17 protein-coding genes are annotated in these 17,688 nt (G+C 65.3%); 8 read left to right on the top strand and 9 right to left on the bottom strand.

All coding sequences use genetic code 11. The features are described 5' to 3' along the window. Positions 1-256 precede the first annotated feature (256 nt). The 8 genes from P3C39_RS10990 to P3C39_RS10955 all read right to left on the bottom strand — a co-directional run bounded on the left by P3C39_RS10990 (position 257) and on the right by P3C39_RS10955 (position 9,496). Positions 257-1,204, bottom strand: a complete 948-nt coding sequence (locus P3C39_RS10990; RefSeq protein ID WP_275953369.1) for an alpha/beta hydrolase — start codon at positions 1,202-1,204, stop codon at positions 257-259. Continuing rightward, complete coding sequence (locus P3C39_RS10985) at positions 1,201-1,881, bottom strand: isochorismatase family protein (protein WP_275953370.1); 681 nt, start codon at positions 1,879-1,881, stop codon at positions 1,201-1,203. The genes P3C39_RS10990 and P3C39_RS10985 overlap by 4 nt, the downstream gene beginning before the upstream one ends. A gap of 103 nt (positions 1,882-1,984) precedes the next feature. Then, positions 1,985-3,289 (bottom strand): Xaa-Pro peptidase family protein, encoded by a 1,305-nt coding sequence (locus P3C39_RS10980; RefSeq protein ID WP_127385197.1) that lies wholly within the window; start codon positions 3,287-3,289, stop codon positions 1,985-1,987. Positions 3,290-3,436: 147 nt separating this feature from the next. Further along, on the bottom strand, positions 3,437-4,405 hold the full coding sequence (locus tag P3C39_RS10975; RefSeq protein WP_013528701.1) for a GlxA family transcriptional regulator: 969 nt from the start codon (positions 4,403-4,405) through the stop codon (positions 3,437-3,439). A gap of 345 nt (positions 4,406-4,750) precedes the next feature. Next, the gene (locus tag P3C39_RS10970; protein WP_275953371.1) at positions 4,751-5,932 is read right to left on the bottom strand and encodes a PLP-dependent aspartate aminotransferase family protein; all 1,182 of its coding nucleotides are present in this window, start codon (positions 5,930-5,932) and stop codon (positions 4,751-4,753) included. Continuing rightward, positions 5,929-7,368, bottom strand: coding sequence for a pyridoxal-phosphate dependent enzyme (locus P3C39_RS10965; RefSeq protein WP_275953372.1), 1,440 nt, complete (start codon positions 7,366-7,368; stop codon positions 5,929-5,931). Before P3C39_RS10965 ends, P3C39_RS10970 begins: the two co-directional genes overlap by 4 nt. Before the next feature lie 291 nt (positions 7,369-7,659). Continuing rightward, the gene (locus P3C39_RS10960; RefSeq protein WP_013528704.1) at positions 7,660-8,994 is read right to left on the bottom strand and encodes an FAD/NAD(P)-binding protein; all 1,335 of its coding nucleotides are present in this window, start codon (positions 8,992-8,994) and stop codon (positions 7,660-7,662) included. Between the two features lie 31 nt (positions 8,995-9,025). Then, positions 9,026-9,496 (bottom strand): Rrf2 family transcriptional regulator, encoded by a 471-nt coding sequence (locus P3C39_RS10955; protein ID WP_013528705.1) that lies wholly within the window; start codon positions 9,494-9,496, stop codon positions 9,026-9,028. A gap of 643 nt (positions 9,497-10,139) precedes the next feature. On the opposite strand from P3C39_RS10955, the gene tauA reads away from it, so the two are divergent. The 8 genes from tauA to P3C39_RS10915 all read left to right on the top strand — a co-directional run bounded on the left by tauA (position 10,140) and on the right by P3C39_RS10915 (position 17,204). Next, the gene (tauA, locus tag P3C39_RS10950; protein ID WP_275953373.1) at positions 10,140-11,153 is read left to right on the top strand and encodes a taurine ABC transporter substrate-binding protein; all 1,014 of its coding nucleotides are present in this window, start codon (positions 10,140-10,142) and stop codon (positions 11,151-11,153) included. Between the two features lie 159 nt (positions 11,154-11,312). Continuing rightward, complete coding sequence (locus tag P3C39_RS10945) at positions 11,313-12,104, top strand: taurine ABC transporter ATP-binding protein (protein ID WP_013528707.1); 792 nt, start codon at positions 11,313-11,315, stop codon at positions 12,102-12,104. Next, positions 12,101-12,961 carry an ABC transporter permease subunit gene (locus P3C39_RS10940; RefSeq protein ID WP_275953374.1) on the top strand — a complete coding sequence of 287 codons (861 nt, stop codon included), beginning with the start codon at positions 12,101-12,103 and terminating at the stop codon, positions 12,959-12,961. The genes P3C39_RS10945 and P3C39_RS10940 overlap by 4 nt, the downstream gene beginning before the upstream one ends. Before the next feature lie 31 nt (positions 12,962-12,992). Beyond that, positions 12,993-13,178 (top strand): hypothetical protein, encoded by a 186-nt coding sequence (locus P3C39_RS10935; RefSeq protein ID WP_013528709.1) that lies wholly within the window; start codon positions 12,993-12,995, stop codon positions 13,176-13,178. Between the two features lie 242 nt (positions 13,179-13,420). Continuing rightward, positions 13,421-14,374 (top strand): sulfonate ABC transporter substrate-binding protein, encoded by a 954-nt coding sequence (locus tag P3C39_RS10930; RefSeq protein ID WP_157678448.1) that lies wholly within the window; start codon positions 13,421-13,423, stop codon positions 14,372-14,374. A gap of 91 nt (positions 14,375-14,465) precedes the next feature. After that, on the top strand, positions 14,466-15,629 hold the full coding sequence (gene ssuD, locus P3C39_RS10925; RefSeq protein ID WP_275953527.1) for an FMNH2-dependent alkanesulfonate monooxygenase: 1,164 nt from the start codon (positions 14,466-14,468) through the stop codon (positions 15,627-15,629). After that, positions 15,626-16,402, top strand: coding sequence for an ABC transporter permease subunit (locus P3C39_RS10920; RefSeq protein ID WP_275953375.1), 777 nt, complete (start codon positions 15,626-15,628; stop codon positions 16,400-16,402). The genes ssuD and P3C39_RS10920 overlap by 4 nt, the downstream gene beginning before the upstream one ends. A 10-nt stretch (positions 16,403-16,412) precedes the next feature. Continuing rightward, on the top strand, positions 16,413-17,204 hold the full coding sequence (locus P3C39_RS10915; protein ID WP_013528712.1) for an ATP-binding cassette domain-containing protein: 792 nt from the start codon (positions 16,413-16,415) through the stop codon (positions 17,202-17,204). A 187-nt stretch (positions 17,205-17,391) separates the two neighbouring features. Here the strand turns inward: P3C39_RS10915 and P3C39_RS10910 are convergent, their stop codons facing one another. Next, complete coding sequence (locus P3C39_RS10910) at positions 17,392-17,577, bottom strand: hypothetical protein (protein ID WP_024502222.1); 186 nt, start codon at positions 17,575-17,577, stop codon at positions 17,392-17,394. Positions 17,578-17,688 lie beyond the last annotated feature (111 nt).

The raw sequence follows: 17,688 nt of genomic DNA, 5'->3' as shown, positions 1-17,688 counted from the left end.
CGCGGAGTGTTCGCTTTTCCGCAGTGATTGTGCGGGGTTCCGCGGGGGAGGCTTGGGTTCCTCGCCCCACGAAAGTGGGAGAGGTGGCTCGGCGAAGCCGAGACGGAGAGGGGACCGCTCTACGAAGCCCCCTCACCCAGCCTCCGCTTCGCTCGGCTGACCTCTCCCCGAGGGGAGAGGAGACTTGCAGCGCCGGCGCTTCTCTCTTCTCCCCAGCGGGGAGAAGGTGGCCGCGAAGCGGCCGCCTTCGCCACGTTCAATACGGCCACTCGCCCTTACCCAGCGCGCCAACCGCGCCGACAATCCGCGCAAACGCTTCCGCCGCCGCCGGCACCGTCGTCCTTGCGCGCAGGAAGCTGTGCACCAGCCTCGGCTCTTCGTGCCACCACGCCTTGCCGCCGGCGGCCACAACGCGGTCGCGATAGGTCTCGCCATCCGACGACAGCGGGTCGCATTCGGCGGTGACGATCACCGTCGGCGGCAGGCCGGTGAAATCCTTGTCGCGCAGCGGCGCAAAAGTCGGATCGTCCAGCGATTGGCGCCTGGCCGAGCGGACGTCGCGGTAGAAGGCGACGTCGGTCACCGACAGCAGCGGCGCGTCGGCGTGTTCGATGTAGGAGCCGGCACGCTCGTCGCCGCCGAGCTCGGGGTAGATCAGCACCTGGCCAGTGGCAGCGCTGGCGTGCCGGCGCGTCGCCTGCGCCACCGCCGCGGCCAGGTTGCCGCCGGCGCTTTCGCCGCACAGCACCAGCGGCAGGCCTGATCTCGCCGCTGCCCATTCGAAGGCGGCCACCGCATCGTCGAAGGCGGCGGGGTGCAGATGCTCCGGCGCCAGCCGGTAATCGACCGACAGCACGTCGAAACCTGTGCCGGCGCAGAGCTCGGCGCAGATGTCGTCATGGCTTTCGAGCCCGCCGAGGATGAAGCCGCCGCCGTGGTAGTAGATCACCATCGCCTGGGCGGCGTTGCCCTCGAGCCGGTAGCGCCGGACCGGGATGTCGCGGCCGGCGGCGGCGATCAGCCCGTCGCTGGCCTTGACGCCGGCCGGGCGGCCCTGGTGGAAGGCCCGGCTCATCCGGTCATAGACGGCGCGCTGCTTGTCGATCGGCAGGCCGATGATTTCGGGCGGATACCAGGCATTGACGGCGTCGATATAGGCCCAAAGGGCCGGGTCGAGCCGTGTTTCGTAGGGGCCGCGCGTCATAGATCGGCGTAGAGCGCGGCCGCGTTGTCGAAGCTGAAACGCAGCGGCACCGAGCCCTCGACCTGCCAGGCGGTGACGGTCTCGCCCGCCAGCAGCCGGCAGGCGCCGTCGGTGTCGGTGACGGCGCCGCCATAGAGCCGGTTGGCGAGGTTGAGGATACCGGTCTGGTGCATGGCCGCGCTGCCGCTGCCGCAGGCATCCTTGACCAGCAGCACGCGAAAGCCTTTGGCCACCGCATCCTTGACCGTCGCGTCGATGCAGGCCTCGGTCCAGACGCCCGATACAACCAGCCATTCGATGCCTGAAGACTTGATGTCGCGCGCCGCCGGCCCCGAACGAAAGGCACTGGCCTCGGCCTTGATCAGCAGCGCCTCGCCGTTGATTGGCGCCACCTCATGGCAGATTTCGGTCAGCGGATCGCTCTTGTCGGAAAAGGCCGACTTGCCGTCCTCGCCGAGCGGATGAAACGGGCGGTCCTGGCTGTCGAGATCGACGATGTAGGCCCAGTGGTAGAGCGGCACATGGTTCTGCCGCGCCGCCGCCTGCAGGCGCTGGACGTTGGCGAGGATGCTGCTGAAGCCTTCAACCAGATAACGCGGGTCCTGCCGGTGCTCTTCCTGCAGGTCGATGAAGATCGCGGCCACGGTGCCGGGTTTGAGGGAGATGGGAGTTTTCATGCGGCGCCTGTGTGATGCATGGGCGAGGCAGTCAAAGACCCTTCCGTATGCCGGCGGGACAGAGGGGGGCGCCAGGCAACGAGGCGCTCATTGGTTGCCCGTATCAAACCTGCGTCTCCAGAAACTCGTCCTCATAAGGAAAGCGCGACAGCAACTCCGTGCCCGTCTCGGTGATCAGGATCTCGTCCTCCAGCTTGACGCCCTCGCGGCCGCCCTTTTCGCCGATGTAGCTTTCGACGCTCACCACCATGCCTGGCACGATATGGCCGTCGCGGCCATAGGTCTCGTAATCCATGGCATGCGCGATGAACGGCGTTTCGCCATGCATGCCGACGCCGTGCATGACCGAGGTGTAGCGCTGGTCGACGAAACGGTCGGGGATCTTCCACGCCTGCTCGGCGATCTCGCGGAAGGCCATGCCGGGCTTGACGATCGAAATGTTGTGCTGAACCTGGTCATGCGCCATGCGGTAGAGCGACTTCTGGTAGGGCGTCGGCTTGCCCGGCCCGCAGCGGAAGGTGCGCGAGAAATCCGAATAATAGCCGTAGCAGCCGATGGTGTCGGTATCGAGCGCCAAGAGTTCGCCGGGGCGGATCTTGCGGCCGCTGGCCTCGTTGAACCACGGGTTGGTGCGCTGGCCTGATGTCAGCAGCCGCGTCTCGATGAACTCGCCGCCCTGGCGGATGACCTCGCCATACATGATGGCGAACAGGTCGTTTTCGGAAACGCCAGGCTTGATCGCCTCACGCACCGCATAGACGGCAGCCTCGGCGCCGGCCATCGACACCTGCAGGCATTTCACTTCCTCCGGCGTCTTCACCGCGCGCACCGCCAGGATTTCGCCCTGGCAATCCCTGACCTCACAGCCGCGCTTTTCCAGCGCCAGCGCCTGCAGATGGCTGCAGCGGTCGAGGCCGAGCTTCATCGAGCCGCCGCCATGCTTTTTCAAAAGCTCGGCGATCTCGTCGGCGAACGGACCTGCGGTCTCGTCGTCGCGGCCCGAGACCGACGACCAGACCAGCTTGGAAGGCCGCGCCTCGTCGATCGTGTCGAGCACCATGGAGACATGATAGCTCTGCGGATATTCGAACAGCACGATCGGCCCGTCGGTCGGGATAAAGAAATAGCGGGTCGAGTTGCGCAGGAAATAGCCGAACATGTTGCGCGAGCCGGTGGCGTAGCGCTGGTTGTACGGATCGAACAGCACCACGCCGCCATAGCCGGCCTCGCGCATCCAGCCGCGCAGCTTGGCCAGCCGGCCCTTGCGCAGGGCGTCGGCATCGATGAAGGACGGCTCGGTGTCCGACAGCCACATGCCGCCGGCCGGATCGGCCGCCGCGGGATGGCGCATGCGGTCCTTGAAGTCCACGTCCTCGGTGCTGTCGGGGTCGAATACGACGATGCTCATAGGGGCTCGGCCTTGGCTGGGTTGCGAGGTCGCAGCATGGCGCAGGCGGGGCGGAGGGATTGTGCGGGAAACCGCAGCTGTTGTGCGGGATGCCGCTGGCCTAACAAGAGATGCGCCAACATCTCATCGCGTCAGCGAGCGCCAAGCCTAATGCCGCCGCGCCAGTTTCGGCGGATGGCCATGCTCCTCGCGAAACGCCCGGGCAAAACTCGACATCGAGGCAAACCCACACGCCAGCGCCACGTCGCGCACGGCGAGCGTCGAATGCGCCAGCAGGTCGGCGGCACGTTTCAGCCTGAGCCGGCGGTAATAGCCGTTCGGCGAGATGGCGAGTTCGGAGCGGAAGGAGCGCTCGAGCTTGTCGGATGAGACGCCGAGCTTCGCGGTCAGCTCGGCCATGCCGAGCCGTTCCTCGACCGCATCCTCCATGATGGCGATGGCCGACAGCACCAGCTCGTTCTGGACCCCGGTGCGCAGGCGCAGCGGCATCATCTTGCGGTCGATGCTGGAGCGCAGCTGGCTGTGCACGAACCATTCGGCGACGCCGGCGGCAAGCTCGGCGCCGTAGTCGCGGGTGATGATCTCCAGCATCATGTCGAGGCTGCCGACGCCGCCGGCCGAGGTGAAGCGCTTGCGGTCGATGACATAGAGGTCGCGCCTGAGCTCGATGTTGGGGAAGGCTTCGGTGAAGGCGGCCTGGCTGGTCCAGTGCAAGGTGCAGGCATGGCCGTCGAGCAGGCCGGCGCGCGCCAGGAAGAACGCGGCATCCGCCACCGCACCGATATGGGCGCCATTGCGCAGGCTCTTGCGGATCCAGTGTGCCGCGTCCTCGGCGACGAGGTGATCGGCATCGCCGCCCGAGCAGACGACGATGCGGTCGACCTTCGGGGCATCCTCGGCGTAAAAGCCCGGCTGGATGACGACGCCGTTCGACGCCTCGACCGCACCCTTCGTGCCGCCGACGATGATCCAGCGATAGCATTCTCTTTTCGCCAGGACATTGGCGGCGCGCAGCGGCTCGATGACCGAGCTGAACGCCATCATCGGAAAACCTGGGAACACCAGCACGGCGAAAGTGAGGGGTTCAGTGGGCTTGGGTGGTTCGCGCGTGGCCATGGGGCGCTACATTTCGGGCAGATAGGGTTCGGGGTCAATTGGGACGATGACGGTTCCATCATCATGAGACGTCGTCCGCGCCGCCCTTTGCCCTTCCTCTCCCCCGTCGATCGGGGGAGAGGTGTCGAGCGAAGCTCGACGGAGTGGGGGTCGACCCTCGCCGCGCGCCCTGAGGTCTCTTGCTCGTCAGATTGTGCCTGTCTTGCGGCGACTGCGCGTCTGCGAACGCCTTCCCCCACTCCGTCTCGGCTTCGCCGAGCCACCTCTCCCCCCTTCCGGAGGGAAAGAAAGGAGCCAAGGCAGGGCGATGAGGGGCAACGCTGAAGTTGCAAGTTGATTGAGCTTCTAGCCCGCCAGCGCCTGCTCCAGATCCGCAATCAGATCATCGCCGTCCTCGATCCCCGCCGACAACCTTACCAGCGAATCCGATATGCCGATCTCGGCCCGTTTCTCCGCCGGTATGGAGCCATGCGTCATCAGCGCCGGGTGCTCGATCAGGCTCTCCACACCGCCGAGGCTTTCGGCGAGCGTGAACAATTGCGTGCGTTCGAGGAACTTTTTGGTGCCGGCTAGGTCGCGGTCGAGCACGGCTGTGATCATGCCGCCGAAGGCATGCATCTGCTGGACGGCGACGGCGTGCTGCGGGTGGCTGGCGAGGCCGGGATAGATGACGCGGCGGACGTCGCGGCGCGCTTCCAGCCATTGCGCGATCTTCAGGCCGTTGGCGGAATGGCGCTCCATGCGCAGCGCCAGCGTTTTCAGCCCGCGCAGTGCCAGAAAACTGTCGAACGGGCCCGAAATGGCGCCGATGGCGTTCTGCAGGAATTTCAGCTGGGCGGCCAGATCCTTGTTGTCGCCGACGACGGCCACGCCGCCGACCATATCGGAATGGCCGTTGAGATATTTGGTCGTCGAATGCACGACGATATCGATGCCGAGCTCCAGCGGCCGCTGGATATAGGGGCTGCAGAAGGTGTTGTCGGCGACCGTGAGAATCCCCTTGCGCCTGGCAAGTGCGGCGACGCCTTCGAGGTCGACGATGCGCAGCAGCGGGTTGGTGGGGGTTTCGACCCACAGCATTTTCGTCTCGGGCCGGATCGCGGCCTCCACGGCGGCAAGGTCGGTGAAGTCGACGAACGAGACCTGCAGATTGGCCGAGCGTTTGCGCACCCGCTCCATCAGCCGGAAGGAACCGCCATAGATGTCGTCGGTGGCGACGATATGCGCACCGGAATCGAGCAGCTCCAGCACGGTGGCGATCGCCGCCAGCCCGGACGCGAAGGCGAAGGCGGCCGAGCCGCTTTCGAGGTCGGCCACGGCGCGCTCGAACGCAAAGCGCGTCGGGTTCTGGCTGCGGGCATATTCAAAGCCCTTGTGCACGCCGGGCGATTGCTGGCCATAGGTCGAGGTGGCGTAGATCGGCACCATTACCGCGCCGGTCAGCGGGTCGTGGCTCTGGCCGCCATGGATGGTGCGCGTCGAAAAAGCCAGTCGGTTCTTGCCGGCTGGCGGGGTGCTGCTGGTCATCGTGCGCGCCTCAGATGGTTGATCAGATCGATGCGGGTAATCAGGCCGACGAAATCGTCGCCGTCGAAGATGATGGCGACCTCGTTGCGGTCGAACACCGGCAGCAGCGCGTCCAGCGTCTGGCTGGCCTGCAGCGTGTGCAGGTTGGAGGTCATGGCCGTGCGCACCGGGCCGTTGAAGCGCTCCCAGCGGCCGTCATAAGGGCCGTCGACCTTGGCCAGTATGTCGCTTTCGTCAACGATGCCGACGAGCTTGCCGTTGTCGAGCACCGGCAGCTGCGAGACATCGGAGCGGCGCATGCGGCCATAGGCATTGAGCAGGCTTTCGTCCGGGCCGACATAGACGGTGTCGCCGGTGCGGTGCGAGCGCATCACCAGGTCGCGCAGATCGCCATGCTGCTCGTGCTCGGCCAGCCCCTGCTCGGCCAGCCAGAAATCGTCGAACACCTTCGACAGGTACTTGTTGCCACTGTCGCAGACGAAGGTGACGACGCGTTTGGGCACCGTCTGCTCGCGGCAATAGCGCAGCGCCGCCGACAGCAGCGTGCCCGAGGATGAGCCGGCAAGGATACCTTCCTTGGACAAGAGGTCGCGCACCGCCAGCATGCTCTGCTTGTCGGGGATCGAATAGGCCTTCTTGACCAGCGACAGATCGGCATTGGGCGGCACGAAATCCTCGCCGATGCCTTCCACGGTCCAGCTGCCGGCCTCTTCCATCTTGCCGGTCTTGATCAGCGGCGCCAGCACCGAGCCGACCGGATCGGCCAGCACCATTTCGGTCTTCGGCGACACTTTTGCGAAGTAGCGGCCAAGCCCGGTCAGCGTGCCCCCCGAGCCGACGCCGACCACCACGGCATCCACGTTACCGTCGAGCTGCGAAAAGATCTCCGGGCCGGTGGTGGATTCATGCGCCAGCGGATTGGCCGGGTTGGCGAACTGGTTGGCATAGAAGGCGCCGGGCGTTTCCGCCGCGATCTTCTCGGCCATGTCCTGGTAATATTCGGCATGGCCCTTGCCGACATCGGAGCGCGTCATGCGCACTTCGGCGCCGAGCGCGCGCAGGTGCTGGATCTTTTCGCGCGACATCTTGTCGGGCACCACCAGCACGATGCGATAGCCCTTGGGGATGCCGACCTGGGCAAGGCCAAGCCCGGTGTTGCCGGCCGTCGCCTCGACGATGGTGCCGCCGCGCTTGAGCTTGCCCTGCTTTTCAGCCGCGGCGATCATCGACAGCGCGATGCGGTCCTTGATCGAGCCGCCGGGATTCTGGCTTTCGAGCTTGACGAACAGCCGGCATTTGCCGGTGTCGAACTTGGTCAGCTCGACCACCGGCGTCTGGCCGATCAGGTCGAGCACCGACTTGTAGGGCGGACGCAGGCGGGACAATTCGGCTTCCGAGGGGGCACTGTCCAGTGCGGCGATCTCATGCTCGCTCATATCGATGCTCCATGACCAAGCGACCGCCTCTGGGCAGGGCGGCAGCGTAGCCTCTTTTCCAGCCCTTTGCAGTCGGAAAGAAGATAGATCGTGCCAATCAACCGGCCAGATGCGGAATGAAATTCCGGTTTGTGCCTCAAGGGCTTGGAGGGTGTGTCGAGATTCAGGTCAGGCCGAGCCGAAAATGGCAGATTCCGAGAACCGGAGCAGAGCGTACTTTTGGGTACGTGAGCACCGGAAGCCACAGGAAGCCGCATTTGCAGGCCGGCATCACCTGAATATCGACACAGCCTAGCCCAGCAGCTGCTTGCTCAGCCTTGCACACTGCACGCGGATATCGGGGATGGCGTCGATCTCGAAGAAGGTGCCGCGCGTCAGCGGGCCGACGGCGAGGATCTTGGCCGAAACGGTTCCGTCGCCGGCGATGATCTCGCATTTGGTCGATACGTCGAGGCCGATGCGCAGCGGATCCGGCCTTGCCAGGCCGCGGTCGACCAGCGAGCGCACGACGCTGTTCGACGAGGTCGAGATGTCCCTGACGATGCCAGAGCAATCGTAGATGCGGGCGACCTCGAAGGTCTCGAGACGCTGCGTGTGACGCGACTGGACCTGGACGGTGAATTCGCCGTTGCGCGCAATGTCGACGACGCGGCCGGCGACCAGGCGGATGCGGCCGGATTGCACGGCCTCGGTGACACGGGCGTAGACCTCGGGCGCCATGCGATGGCGGTGGATGTCCCACCAGGCCTTGGTGTGCTCGACGAAGCGGCGTTTGGCGGAAGCCGGCCAGTTCTGCCAGATCTTCTGGTTGAACGGCCGCAGCCCGTCGACGACGTCACGCCAGTCGATGCCGGCCTTCTGGTTTTCCTTGATCAGGTCGCGGAACCAGCCGACGAAATAGGAGAGCTGCGTGCCGAGCGGAATGTCGGCGACGTCGAGCTTGATCGGATTGCCCTTGCGATGCGGCGAGGGCAGCAGGCCGCGCCTGGACACAGCTATGATGTCGCCGCGATGGCCGCGTTGCTCCAGCGCCAGGAAAGCATCGACCATGCTGAGGCCGGTGCCCAGCACCATGACGCCGGCGCCGGGCGGAAGTGCTGTGTCGGCTTCCGATCCCATCCTGATGGCATGGCCTTGCGCCGGCTCCTCGTCGTGGCCGGTGGCCAGCACGGCGAGATGCGCAACGACGCTGGTGCCGTTGGCCAGCGCCACTTCGACGCCGGAGGCGGTGGGCGTGATCGAGAGGCTTTCCTCGCGGATCAGCCGAAGCCGACCGCTCTGCTTTTCCCGCGCTTCCAGATCGACCAGCAACTCGCCGAGATAGCGGGCATAGATGCTGCGTGGCGCATAGAAGGGCGCCTCCTCAGCCGTTGCCAGGCCGCGTTCCTGAAGCCAGCGCCAGAAATTGCCGGGATCGTCGGCATAGGCGCTCATGCCGGCGGCGCTGACATTCAGTACATGCGCCGACAGCAGCGTCGAATAGGCGATGCCCTGGCCGAAATGCGGGCGCCTTTCGATCAGCGTGACGCGCAGGTCGGGATTGGGCGACTTCAGGAGATGCGCGGCCAGCACGACGCCGCTGGCGCCGCCACCGACAATGATGATGGAGTTGGCGCGCCCGGTCATAGGCATGCCTTCGCTCTGCGCAGCGCCAGTGTCAGGCCTGGACCTTCACCGCGACCGGCAGATCGCCGATGCCGACCGACAGGTCGTCGAGAGAGATATCGCGCATTTCGGCGAGGCTGCGCTGATCGAGCACCTCGGCGATCGCCTGCCGGACCTCGAGCATCAGATGTCGGACTTGGCATGTCGCCTCGTTGCAATCTTCACAGCGCTGGTACTGGGTGCGGCTGGCACAGGGGATCGGCGCCAGCGGACCGTCGAGGACGCGCACGACATGGCCGACCTTGATCTCGTCGGCGGGCCGCGCCAGGCGATAGCCGCCATCCTTGCCCTTGCGGCTCTGGACGAAGCCGGCATTGCGCAACTCGCCCAGGATGGCGTCGAGAAATTTCTTCGGGATGTTATTGCCGGTGGCGACGTCGTTGACGAAGGCGAGCTGCCCGGCCGGCAATCGCGCGAGGTGGACAAGCGCCTTGAGGCCGTACTTACCTTTTTTGGTGAGCATGAGATCAAATTTTCTCTGGCATGCGACGGCATGGAACCATCGGTTGCAAAACGCCTGGCGTGCGTTGCCGCCGCGTCCAAGCCCGCATGACACATAAATTCTAGTGACATGATGTACAAGCCGAGAACTGCTGATTTTGCTTCGTTTTCAAGCCGCGCGGGCCATTTTGACCAGCCTTTGTGCCCACAGGGACACAAAAGCGCACGAGTTTGGGGGCGCGATCATCGCGATATGGTGACTGCTCATCGTCGCCTCCAGTCTCAATGTCGATAAGATTACTATACTTACCCTCGAACACGCGGAATGGGTTGTCAAATCGGCGGTTGTTTGAGGCATGAATTTGCCTGGAAGAGGCCGGAAGCGGGAATTCTACTTCGCGGTGGGCGTAGGCGGAGCCATCACCGCAGTTCAGGAGGTTAAAGGTCGGTGGGACAGAGGGGAGCGCTCGCCCGCCGGCGTCGAAAGGCCTGCCCTGTGGCGACACTCTGCCCCACCGCAACCACCCTATCCGCCTCACCACCTCACCATCGACAGCTTTTTTCTAACAAGCCTGCCTTGGTTGGAAGGATTTAACTCTACAAGAACCATAGAATTAGCTGACTATTATGAAGCATTCCGGTTTTTCTCTTTTCAGGAGCCCTTCATGTCCACCATTTCGCGACGCATTCTTCTGCTCTCGTCGGCGGCACTTGCCGGTGCGGCCTTCCTCGGCCCGGCCCTGGCCAACGACCTCAAGATCACCATCGGCTACCAGACGGTGGTCGAACCCTCGAAAGTGCCGCAGGCCGACGGCGCCTATGAAAAGGCGACGAAGGCCACCATTGATTGGCGCAAATTCGATTCCGGCGCCGATGTCATCGCCGCGGTCGCTTCCGGTTCGGTCGATATCGGCTATGTCGGCTCGAGCCCGCTGGCGGCGGCGGCGAGCCGCGAATTGCCGATCCAGACCATCTTCATCGTCGGCTTGATCGGCGAATCCGAGGCGCTGGTGGCACACAACGGCGCCGGCATCGAGAAAATCGCCGATCTCGCCGGCAAGAAGGTCGCCGTGCCGTTCGTCTCGACGACGCATTACAGCCTGCTCGCAGCACTGAAGCATGAGGGCGTCGATCCGAAGTCGGTCGAGATCCTCAATCTCCGGCCTCCGGAAATCGCCGCCGCCTTCTCGCGCGGCGACATCGACGCCGCTTATGTCTGGGATCCGGCGCTCGGCCAGATCAAGACGACGGGCAAGGTGGTGGTGGATTCCTCGCAGGTCGCCGCCTGGGGCACGCCGACCTTCGACGCCTGGATCGTGCGCACCGACTTCGCCGAAAAGAACCCGGAAGCGGTGCGCGACTTCGTCAAGGTGACGGGCGCGGCATATGCCGAGTTCCTCGCCAAGCCCGAAGCCTGGTCGGTATCGTCGCCGCAGGCGGCCGCGATCGCCAAACTCACCGGCGCCAAGCTGGAAGAAGTGCCGCAGCTGCTCAAGGGCTATGTCTTCCCGACGCTGGAAGAGCAGGCCTCCGACAAATTCCTCGGCGGCGGCACGGTCAAGGCGGTCGAAGCGACATCCACCTTCCTCAAGGAGCAAGGCAAGATCGACGCCGTGCTTCCCGACTATTCGAAATACGTATCGTCGAAATACGTCACCGAGGCGCTCGCCTCGAACTAGTACTCGCTTAACGCAATTCCGGACGGAAAACCGCTTCACACTTTTCCTGGAATTGCTCTGAACGCGCGCGGATCTTTTTCCCTAACGCCGCGTGCTGACTGCCCCGGAACCGCTGACGAGGGCCGGGGCAGTCGGATTTCAACGAACCGCGAGGCATCCATGCCGCATCTCGTGCTCGACCCGCATCTCGTACTGGACAAGGTCTCGATCCACTATGACGGCCAGGCAGCGCCTGCCGTCGAGCGGGTGTCGATCGATGTCGCCAAGGGCGATTTCGTCGTGCTGGTGGGCCGTTCCGGCTGCGGCAAGACCTCGCTGCTCAACGTCGCCGCCGGCCTTGTCGCGCCGGCGCGCGGTACGGCTTCAATCAACGGCAAGCCGATCACAGCACCTGGCTCGGACCGGGCGGTGGTGTTCCAGAACGATGCTTTGTTCCCATGGCTGACGGCGCGCGAAAACGTTGCCTTCGCGCTCAGGCTGCGCGGTGTCGCTCCGGCCGAGCGGGCGCGGCGCGCCGATGAGCTGCTGGCGCTGGTGAAGCTCGCCGACGCCGGCGACAAGTGCATCTGGGAGCTTTCCGGCGGTATGCGCCAGCGTGTCGGCCTGGCCCGGGCGCTCGCCGCCGAACCCGAATTCCTGCTGCTCGACGAACCGCTCGGCGCGCTCGATGCGCTGACGCGCGAGCGCATGCAGACGACGCTGCTCGATCTGTGGACGGCAAGCGATGTCGGCGTGCTGATGGTGACGCATGGCATCGAGGAGGCGCTGGTGCTGGCCACCCGCATCGTCGTGCTGGCGCCTGGCCCGGGCCGCGTGGTGCAAACTTTCGAACCCGGCTTCTCCAGGCGCTACGCATCGGGCGAGGCCATCCGCACCATCAAGGCCGACCCGGCCTTCGCCGCGGCGCGCGGCGAACTAACCGACGCGATCTTCGAAGGAGAGGCGGCATGACCGTTACCTCCTACACCGAGCGGCCGGGACACAAGGTCGACGAGACCGACGGCCTGTCGGTGCCGTGGTCGCGGTCCAGCCCGAAACGCAAAGGCGTTTCCGCGCGCGCGGTCAGCGTGATGACCATCCTGGTGGTGCTGGCGCTGTGGGCGCTGTCGGCCCGCCTGCAACTGGTGTCGCCAGTGTTCCTGCCCTCGCCGGTTGCGGTGTGGAACAAGTTCATCACCGTCGCCCGCGACGGCTTCGTCGATGCGACGCTGCTGCAGCATGCCGTCGCCAGCCTGGGCCGGGTTTTCGCCGCGCTGGTCGCCGCCATCCTCGTCGGCGTGCCGGTTGGGCTCGCCATCGGCATCAGCACGATCGGGCGCGGCATCTTCGATCCGCTGCTGGAGTTCCTGCGGCCGATCCCGCCGCTCGCCTACCTGCCGCTGGTCATCATCTGGTTCGGCATCGGCGAACCGTCGAAGATCCTGGTGATCACTATTTCCATGCTGGCGCCGGTGGCATTGTCGACCGCGTCCGGCGTTCGCGGCGTTTCGCAGGAACGCATCAATGCGGCGCGCTCACTGGGCGCTACTCAGCGCCAAGTGGTCCGCCATGTCATCCTGCCCAGCGCGCTGCCGTCGATCCTGACCGGCCTGCGCATCGCGCTCGGCGCCGGCTGGTCGACGCTGGTCGCCGCCGAACTGGTGGCGGCGACGCGCGGGCTTGGTTTCATGATCCAATCGGCCGCCCAGTTCCTCGTCACCGACGTGGTGGTGATGGGCATATTGGTGATCGCGGCCATTGCCTTCGTGCTGGAATTCACCCTCCGCAGGATCGAGCGCGTGCTCGTCCCGTGGGCGGGACGCGAATGATTGGGAATCAGAAGAGCAGGAGAGAATGACGATGACCCATTCCACCGCCGTGCTGTTCGCCCAAGCCGGCAATTGGCTTCTCGCCTGGACCAGGGAAAGCCAGCCGCTTGAACAGCAACCGAAATCGCCAACGCCGGTCCGCTGGGACGCCGAGCGCGACCGCCTGCCGCCACGCGACGAGAGTTTTTACTGGGCCTGGCAGTACTGGTCGCAGTGAGGGGATTGGCGATTGGCACTAGCCCCCGCGTCTTCGTCATCCTAGGGCGGAGCAAGGAGCGAAGCGACGCAGCGCAGACCCCAGGATGACGAATTCCAGGTAGCCAAAGAAGATAATTCCCATTCTCCCCTCTAACTCGCAAAATCATTCCTCTACTAAATTTATAGAATTACCTAACCTCATCCATCTTCCAACCGGCGAGGCCATTTCCGGCGCCGATCCGCAGCGAAGGAGAGGGATCAATGTTCAATCTAACGAGACGTGTTTTCGGCATCGGCCTGCTGGCGGCGACGGTTGCCGTGTCGTTCGGCGCCACGGCGCAGGAGCTGAAGCAGTTCAGCATCGGCTATCAGAAGACCGGCCTGCCGGTGATCGCCAGGCAGCAGCAGGTGATCGAGAAGGCACTTGAAGACAAGGGCGTGACGGTCAAATGGGTCGAGTTCACCGCCGGTCCGCCGCTGGTCGAGGCGCTCAATGTCGGCGCCATCGATGTCGGCTGGACCGGCGACGCGCCGCCGATCTTCGGCCAGTCGGCCGGTGCCAACATCGTCTATGCCGCAGCGCTGCCGTCGAATGGCGAGGGCGAGGCGATCTTCGTCAAGCCGGCGTCGCCGATCCAGTCGGTCGCCGATCTCAAGGGCAAGCGCGTCGGTGTCGGCAAGGGCACCAGCGCGCACAATCTGCTTGTCGCCGCGCTGGAGAAGGCCGGCATCCCGTTCGACCAGATCACGCCGGTCTATCTCAGCCCGGCGGATGCGGCCGCAGCCTTTGCCAGCGACCAGATCGATGCCTGGACCGTCTGGGATCCGTTCTTCGCCATCGCCGAAACCCGCTACCAGCCGCGTGTGCTGGCCCGCTCCAGCGAGGTGCTGAAGGTCAACACCTATTTCCTCGCCAACAAGGATTTCGCCAAGGCGCATCCCGAAACCGTCACCACGACGATATCAGCCTTGGGCGAGGCGGCGAAATGGGCTGACCAGAACCGCGACAAGGTGGCCGCGGCGCTGCATGAGGTGACCGGCGTGCCGCTCGACGCGCAGATCATCGCCGCCAACCGCACCAAATTCGGCGTCTTCCCGATCACCGACGAGATCATCGCCGGCCAGCAGGCGACTGCAGACCGCTTCTTCAAGCTCGGGCTGATCCCGAACGCGGTCCGCATCTCCGACGCGGTGTGGACGGCACCCGGCAACTGACTTGTCCCCTGACGGCGCCGGATGAGAACGCCCGGCGCCATTTGCGTTCGCACCCATATCTCCAGGAGATCCGCCCGTGACTGTGCCAGACATGACCGCGCCTGCCAGCACCGCATCGCTCGATTTCTTCTGGTTCATCCCGACGCATGGCGACGGCTCCTATCTCGGTTCCGAGGAGCAGCAGCGGCCGCCCGAATTCGGCTACTTCAAGGAGATCGCGCAGGCGGTCGACCGGCTCGGCTTTCCCGGCGTGCTGTTGCCGACCGGCCAGAATTGCGAGGATTCCTGGATCACCGCGACGGGCCTCGCGACACTCACCGAAAAACTGAAGTTCCTGGTCGCGCTGCGGCCGGGCGTGACGCTGCCGACTTTCGCCGCACGCCAGACCGCCGCCCTCGATCGCTTGAGCAATGGCCGCCTGCTGCTCAATGTCGTGGTCGGCGGCAACCCGACCGAGCTCGCCGGCGACGGCGTCTTCCTGCCGCATGACGAGCGCTATGCCCAGGCGCATGAATTCCTGACCATCTGGCGCGGCCTGGTGTCCGGCGAGCGGGTCAATTTCAACGGCAAATATTACCGCGTCGAAAATGGCCGCCTCGACCTTCTGCCGCACCAGGAACGGCCGCCGCTCTATTTCGGCGGATCGTCGGATGCGGGCCAGGACCTCGCCGCGGACCTCGTCGACATGTATCTGACCTGGGGCGAACCGCCGGCGCAGGTCGCCGAGAAGCTGGCCGCGGCGCGCGCAAAGGCGGCGCTGCGCGGCAGAAAACTGCGCTTCGGCATCCGGCTGCATTTCATCGTGCGCGAGACCGAGGACGAAGCCTGGCGCGCCGCCGACCGGCTGATCAGCCATGTCACCGACGCCCAGATCGAAAACGCGCAGGCGCGCTTCCTCAACCAGATGGATTCGGTCGGCCAGCGCCGCATGGCGGAGCTGCATGGCGGCCGCCGTGACAGGCTGGTGGTGTCGCCCAATCTGTGGGCCGGCGTCGGGCTGGTGCGCGGCGGCGCCGGCACGGCGCTGGTCGGCACGCCGGAACAGATCGCCGGGCGCATCCGCGAATACCAGGCGATCGGCATCGATACCATCATCGGCTCGGGCTATCCGCATCTCGAGGAGGCCTACCGCGTCGCCGAGCTTCTGTTTCCGAAGCTCGGGCTCGGCACCAGGCGGCAGCGGGCGCATGAGAACATCGCCAACGAATTCTCGGTCGGCTTCCATGGCGCCAACCGCCTGCAGGCTTCGTCATGAGCTTTTCCACGCGCCTGCATAGCAACGCCATCGGCTGGCTGCTGCCGGCGCTGATCATTGCCGGCTGGGAGATTGCCAGCCGCGCCTGCGTCATGCCGGCCAACGTGCTGCCGGCGCCCAGCGCGGTCGCCGAGGCCTTCTGGCGGCTGACGCTGTCGGGCGAACTGATCCGCAACATCGGCGTCTCGACCGCGCGCGCCCTTGCCGGCTTTGCCGTCGGTGGCTCCATCGGTTTTGCGCTCGGCCTTGCCAACGGGCTGTCGACGCTCAGCCGCGGCCTGACCGACACGACGCTGCAGATGATCCGCAACATTCCGCATCTGGCGCTGATCCCGCTGGTCATCCTGTGGTTCGGCATCGACGAGGAAGCCAAGCTGTTCCTGGTGGCGCTCGGCGTGTTCTTTCCGATCTACGTCAACACGCTGCTCGGCATCCAGAGCGTCGACCCACAGCTCGTCGAGATGGGCCGCGTCTACGGCATGGACCGTCGCGCCCTGTTCTTCCGCGTCATCCTGCCCGGCGCGCTGCCGTCGATCTTCGTCGGCCTGCGCTATGCCCTGGGCATCATGTGGCTGACGCTGATCGTCGCCGAAACCATCTCGGCCAGTTCGGGCCTCGGCTACATGGCCATGCAGGCGCGCGAATTCCTGCTGATCGACGTCGTCGTGCTGTCGATCCTGATCTACGCGTTGCTCGGCAAGCTCGCCGACAGCCTCGCCCGCCTGCTCGAGCGGCTGTCGCTCGGCTGGCATCCGGCCTTCCAGAACGGATGAGAGATTGCCCATGACCGCCGCCAGCCTGACCGCAGCCCGTTCCTTCGTCGCCACGCCGGTGCGGCCGATCGGCTCCGTCGAAGGACAGCGGGCCTTTGCCTTCAGGCATGCCGGCAAGCGCTTCGGCGACAAGACCGTGCTCGACGGCATCGACCTGGACGTGCCGGCCGGGCAGTTCCTTGCCGTCATCGGCAAGAGCGGCTGCGGCAAGAGCACGCTGTTGCGGCTTCTGGCCGGGCTCGACCGGCCGACATCGGGATCGCTGTCCTTCGGCGTCGAAGAGGAAGGACACAGCCGCACGCGCTTCATGTTCCAGGAACCACGGCTCCTGCCCTGGGCCAGCGTGGTGGAAAACGTCGAGGTCGGGCTGACCGGCATCGCCACCGGTAGCGAAGCGAGGCACCGCGCGCTCGACATCCTCGGCGAGGTCGGGCTTGCCGACCGGGCCGACGAATGGCCTTCGGTGCTGTCCGGAGGTCAGAAGCAGCGCGTGGCGCTGGCCCGCGCGCTGGTCGGCCACCCGCAGATCCTGGCTCTCGACGAGCCGCTCGGCGCACTCGACGCCCTGACCCGCATCGAGATGCAGCAGCTTCTGGAACGCATCTGGATCGCGCAGAAGTTCACGGCCGTGCTGGTCACGCATGATGTCGCCGAAGCGGTCGCGCTCGCCGACCGGGTCGTGGTGATCAGCGAAGGCCGGATCGCGCTCGATCTGGATGTGCCCGTGGAACGGCCGCGCCGTCGCGGTTCGGTGGAGTTGGCCCGGCTGGAGGGCAAGATTCTGGATCGGCTGTTCGGGTAGGGCCGGGGGGCCGGGCCCTCGAGGACCGCCTTCCCCCACTCCGTCGCTGCTTCGCAGCGCCACCTCTCCCCCCTCCGGAGGGAGAGGAAAGGAGCCAAGGTCGGCGAGCTCGCGCTTTTCCTCTCCCCCGTCGATCGGGGGAGAGGTGGCCCGAAGGGCCGGAGTGGGGGTCGACCTTTCATCAAGCTCACCCGCTTGACCGGTTCGCCCACACCAACCCGATCAGCCCGACCAGCATGGTGACGACGCCGATATAGAGCCATTGCGACTGGCCGGTCATGAAGCTGCCGCCGACAACGCCGATGCCTTGCAGCGACCACAGCGCGCCGACGGCAAGCACAATCAACGCCAGCAGATTTTTGGTCAGCCTCATTGCCGGATCTCCTTTTTGAAGTCGATTGGTTGCAGCATCGGGACCGCGATAAAAGAGCCAAAGGAAGTGGCCCGGCCGCGCCGAGCTCTACTTGGATATTAATGTTCGATC

Origin of the sequence: Mesorhizobium sp. XAP4 (assembly GCF_029269325.1) — a bacterium.
Taxonomy (GTDB): Bacteria; Pseudomonadota; Alphaproteobacteria; order Rhizobiales; family Rhizobiaceae; genus Mesorhizobium; species Mesorhizobium ciceri.
This window is presented reverse-complemented; position numbering and strand designations above follow the sequence as displayed.

What these genes read in the sequence shown, in the direction of transcription:
- P3C39_RS10990 (WP_275953369.1), bottom strand. Translation starts at nt 1,204, where the DNA reads ATGACGCGCGGCCCCTACGAAACACGGCTCGACCCGGCCCTTTGGGCC.
- P3C39_RS10985 (WP_275953370.1), bottom strand. Translation starts at nt 1,881, where the DNA reads ATGAAAACTCCCATCTCCCTCAAACCCGGCACCGTGGCCGCGATCTTC.
- P3C39_RS10980 (WP_127385197.1), bottom strand. Translation starts at nt 3,289, where the DNA reads ATGAGCATCGTCGTATTCGACCCCGACAGCACCGAGGACGTGGACTTC.
- P3C39_RS10975 (WP_013528701.1), bottom strand. Translation starts at nt 4,405, where the DNA reads ATGGCCACGCGCGAACCACCCAAGCCCACTGAACCCCTCACTTTCGCC.
- P3C39_RS10970 (WP_275953371.1), bottom strand. Translation starts at nt 5,932, where the DNA reads ATGACCAGCAGCACCCCGCCAGCCGGCAAGAACCGACTGGCTTTTTCG.
- P3C39_RS10965 (WP_275953372.1), bottom strand. Translation starts at nt 7,368, where the DNA reads ATGAGCGAGCATGAGATCGCCGCACTGGACAGTGCCCCCTCGGAAGCC.
- P3C39_RS10960 (WP_013528704.1), bottom strand. Translation starts at nt 8,994, where the DNA reads ATGACCGGGCGCGCCAACTCCATCATCATTGTCGGTGGCGGCGCCAGC.
- P3C39_RS10955 (WP_013528705.1), bottom strand. Translation starts at nt 9,496, where the DNA reads ATGCTCACCAAAAAAGGTAAGTACGGCCTCAAGGCGCTTGTCCACCTC.
- tauA (WP_275953373.1), top strand. Translation starts at nt 10,140, where the DNA reads ATGTCCACCATTTCGCGACGCATTCTTCTGCTCTCGTCGGCGGCACTT.
- P3C39_RS10945 (WP_013528707.1), top strand. Translation starts at nt 11,313, where the DNA reads ATGCCGCATCTCGTGCTCGACCCGCATCTCGTACTGGACAAGGTCTCG.
- P3C39_RS10940 (WP_275953374.1), top strand. Translation starts at nt 12,101, where the DNA reads ATGACCGTTACCTCCTACACCGAGCGGCCGGGACACAAGGTCGACGAG.
- P3C39_RS10935 (WP_013528709.1), top strand. Translation starts at nt 12,993, where the DNA reads ATGACCCATTCCACCGCCGTGCTGTTCGCCCAAGCCGGCAATTGGCTT.
- P3C39_RS10930 (WP_157678448.1), top strand. Translation starts at nt 13,421, where the DNA reads ATGTTCAATCTAACGAGACGTGTTTTCGGCATCGGCCTGCTGGCGGCG.
- ssuD (WP_275953527.1), top strand. Translation starts at nt 14,466, where the DNA reads ATGACCGCGCCTGCCAGCACCGCATCGCTCGATTTCTTCTGGTTCATC.
- P3C39_RS10920 (WP_275953375.1), top strand. Translation starts at nt 15,626, where the DNA reads ATGAGCTTTTCCACGCGCCTGCATAGCAACGCCATCGGCTGGCTGCTG.
- P3C39_RS10915 (WP_013528712.1), top strand. Translation starts at nt 16,413, where the DNA reads ATGACCGCCGCCAGCCTGACCGCAGCCCGTTCCTTCGTCGCCACGCCG.
- P3C39_RS10910 (WP_024502222.1), bottom strand. Translation starts at nt 17,577, where the DNA reads ATGAGGCTGACCAAAAATCTGCTGGCGTTGATTGTGCTTGCCGTCGGC.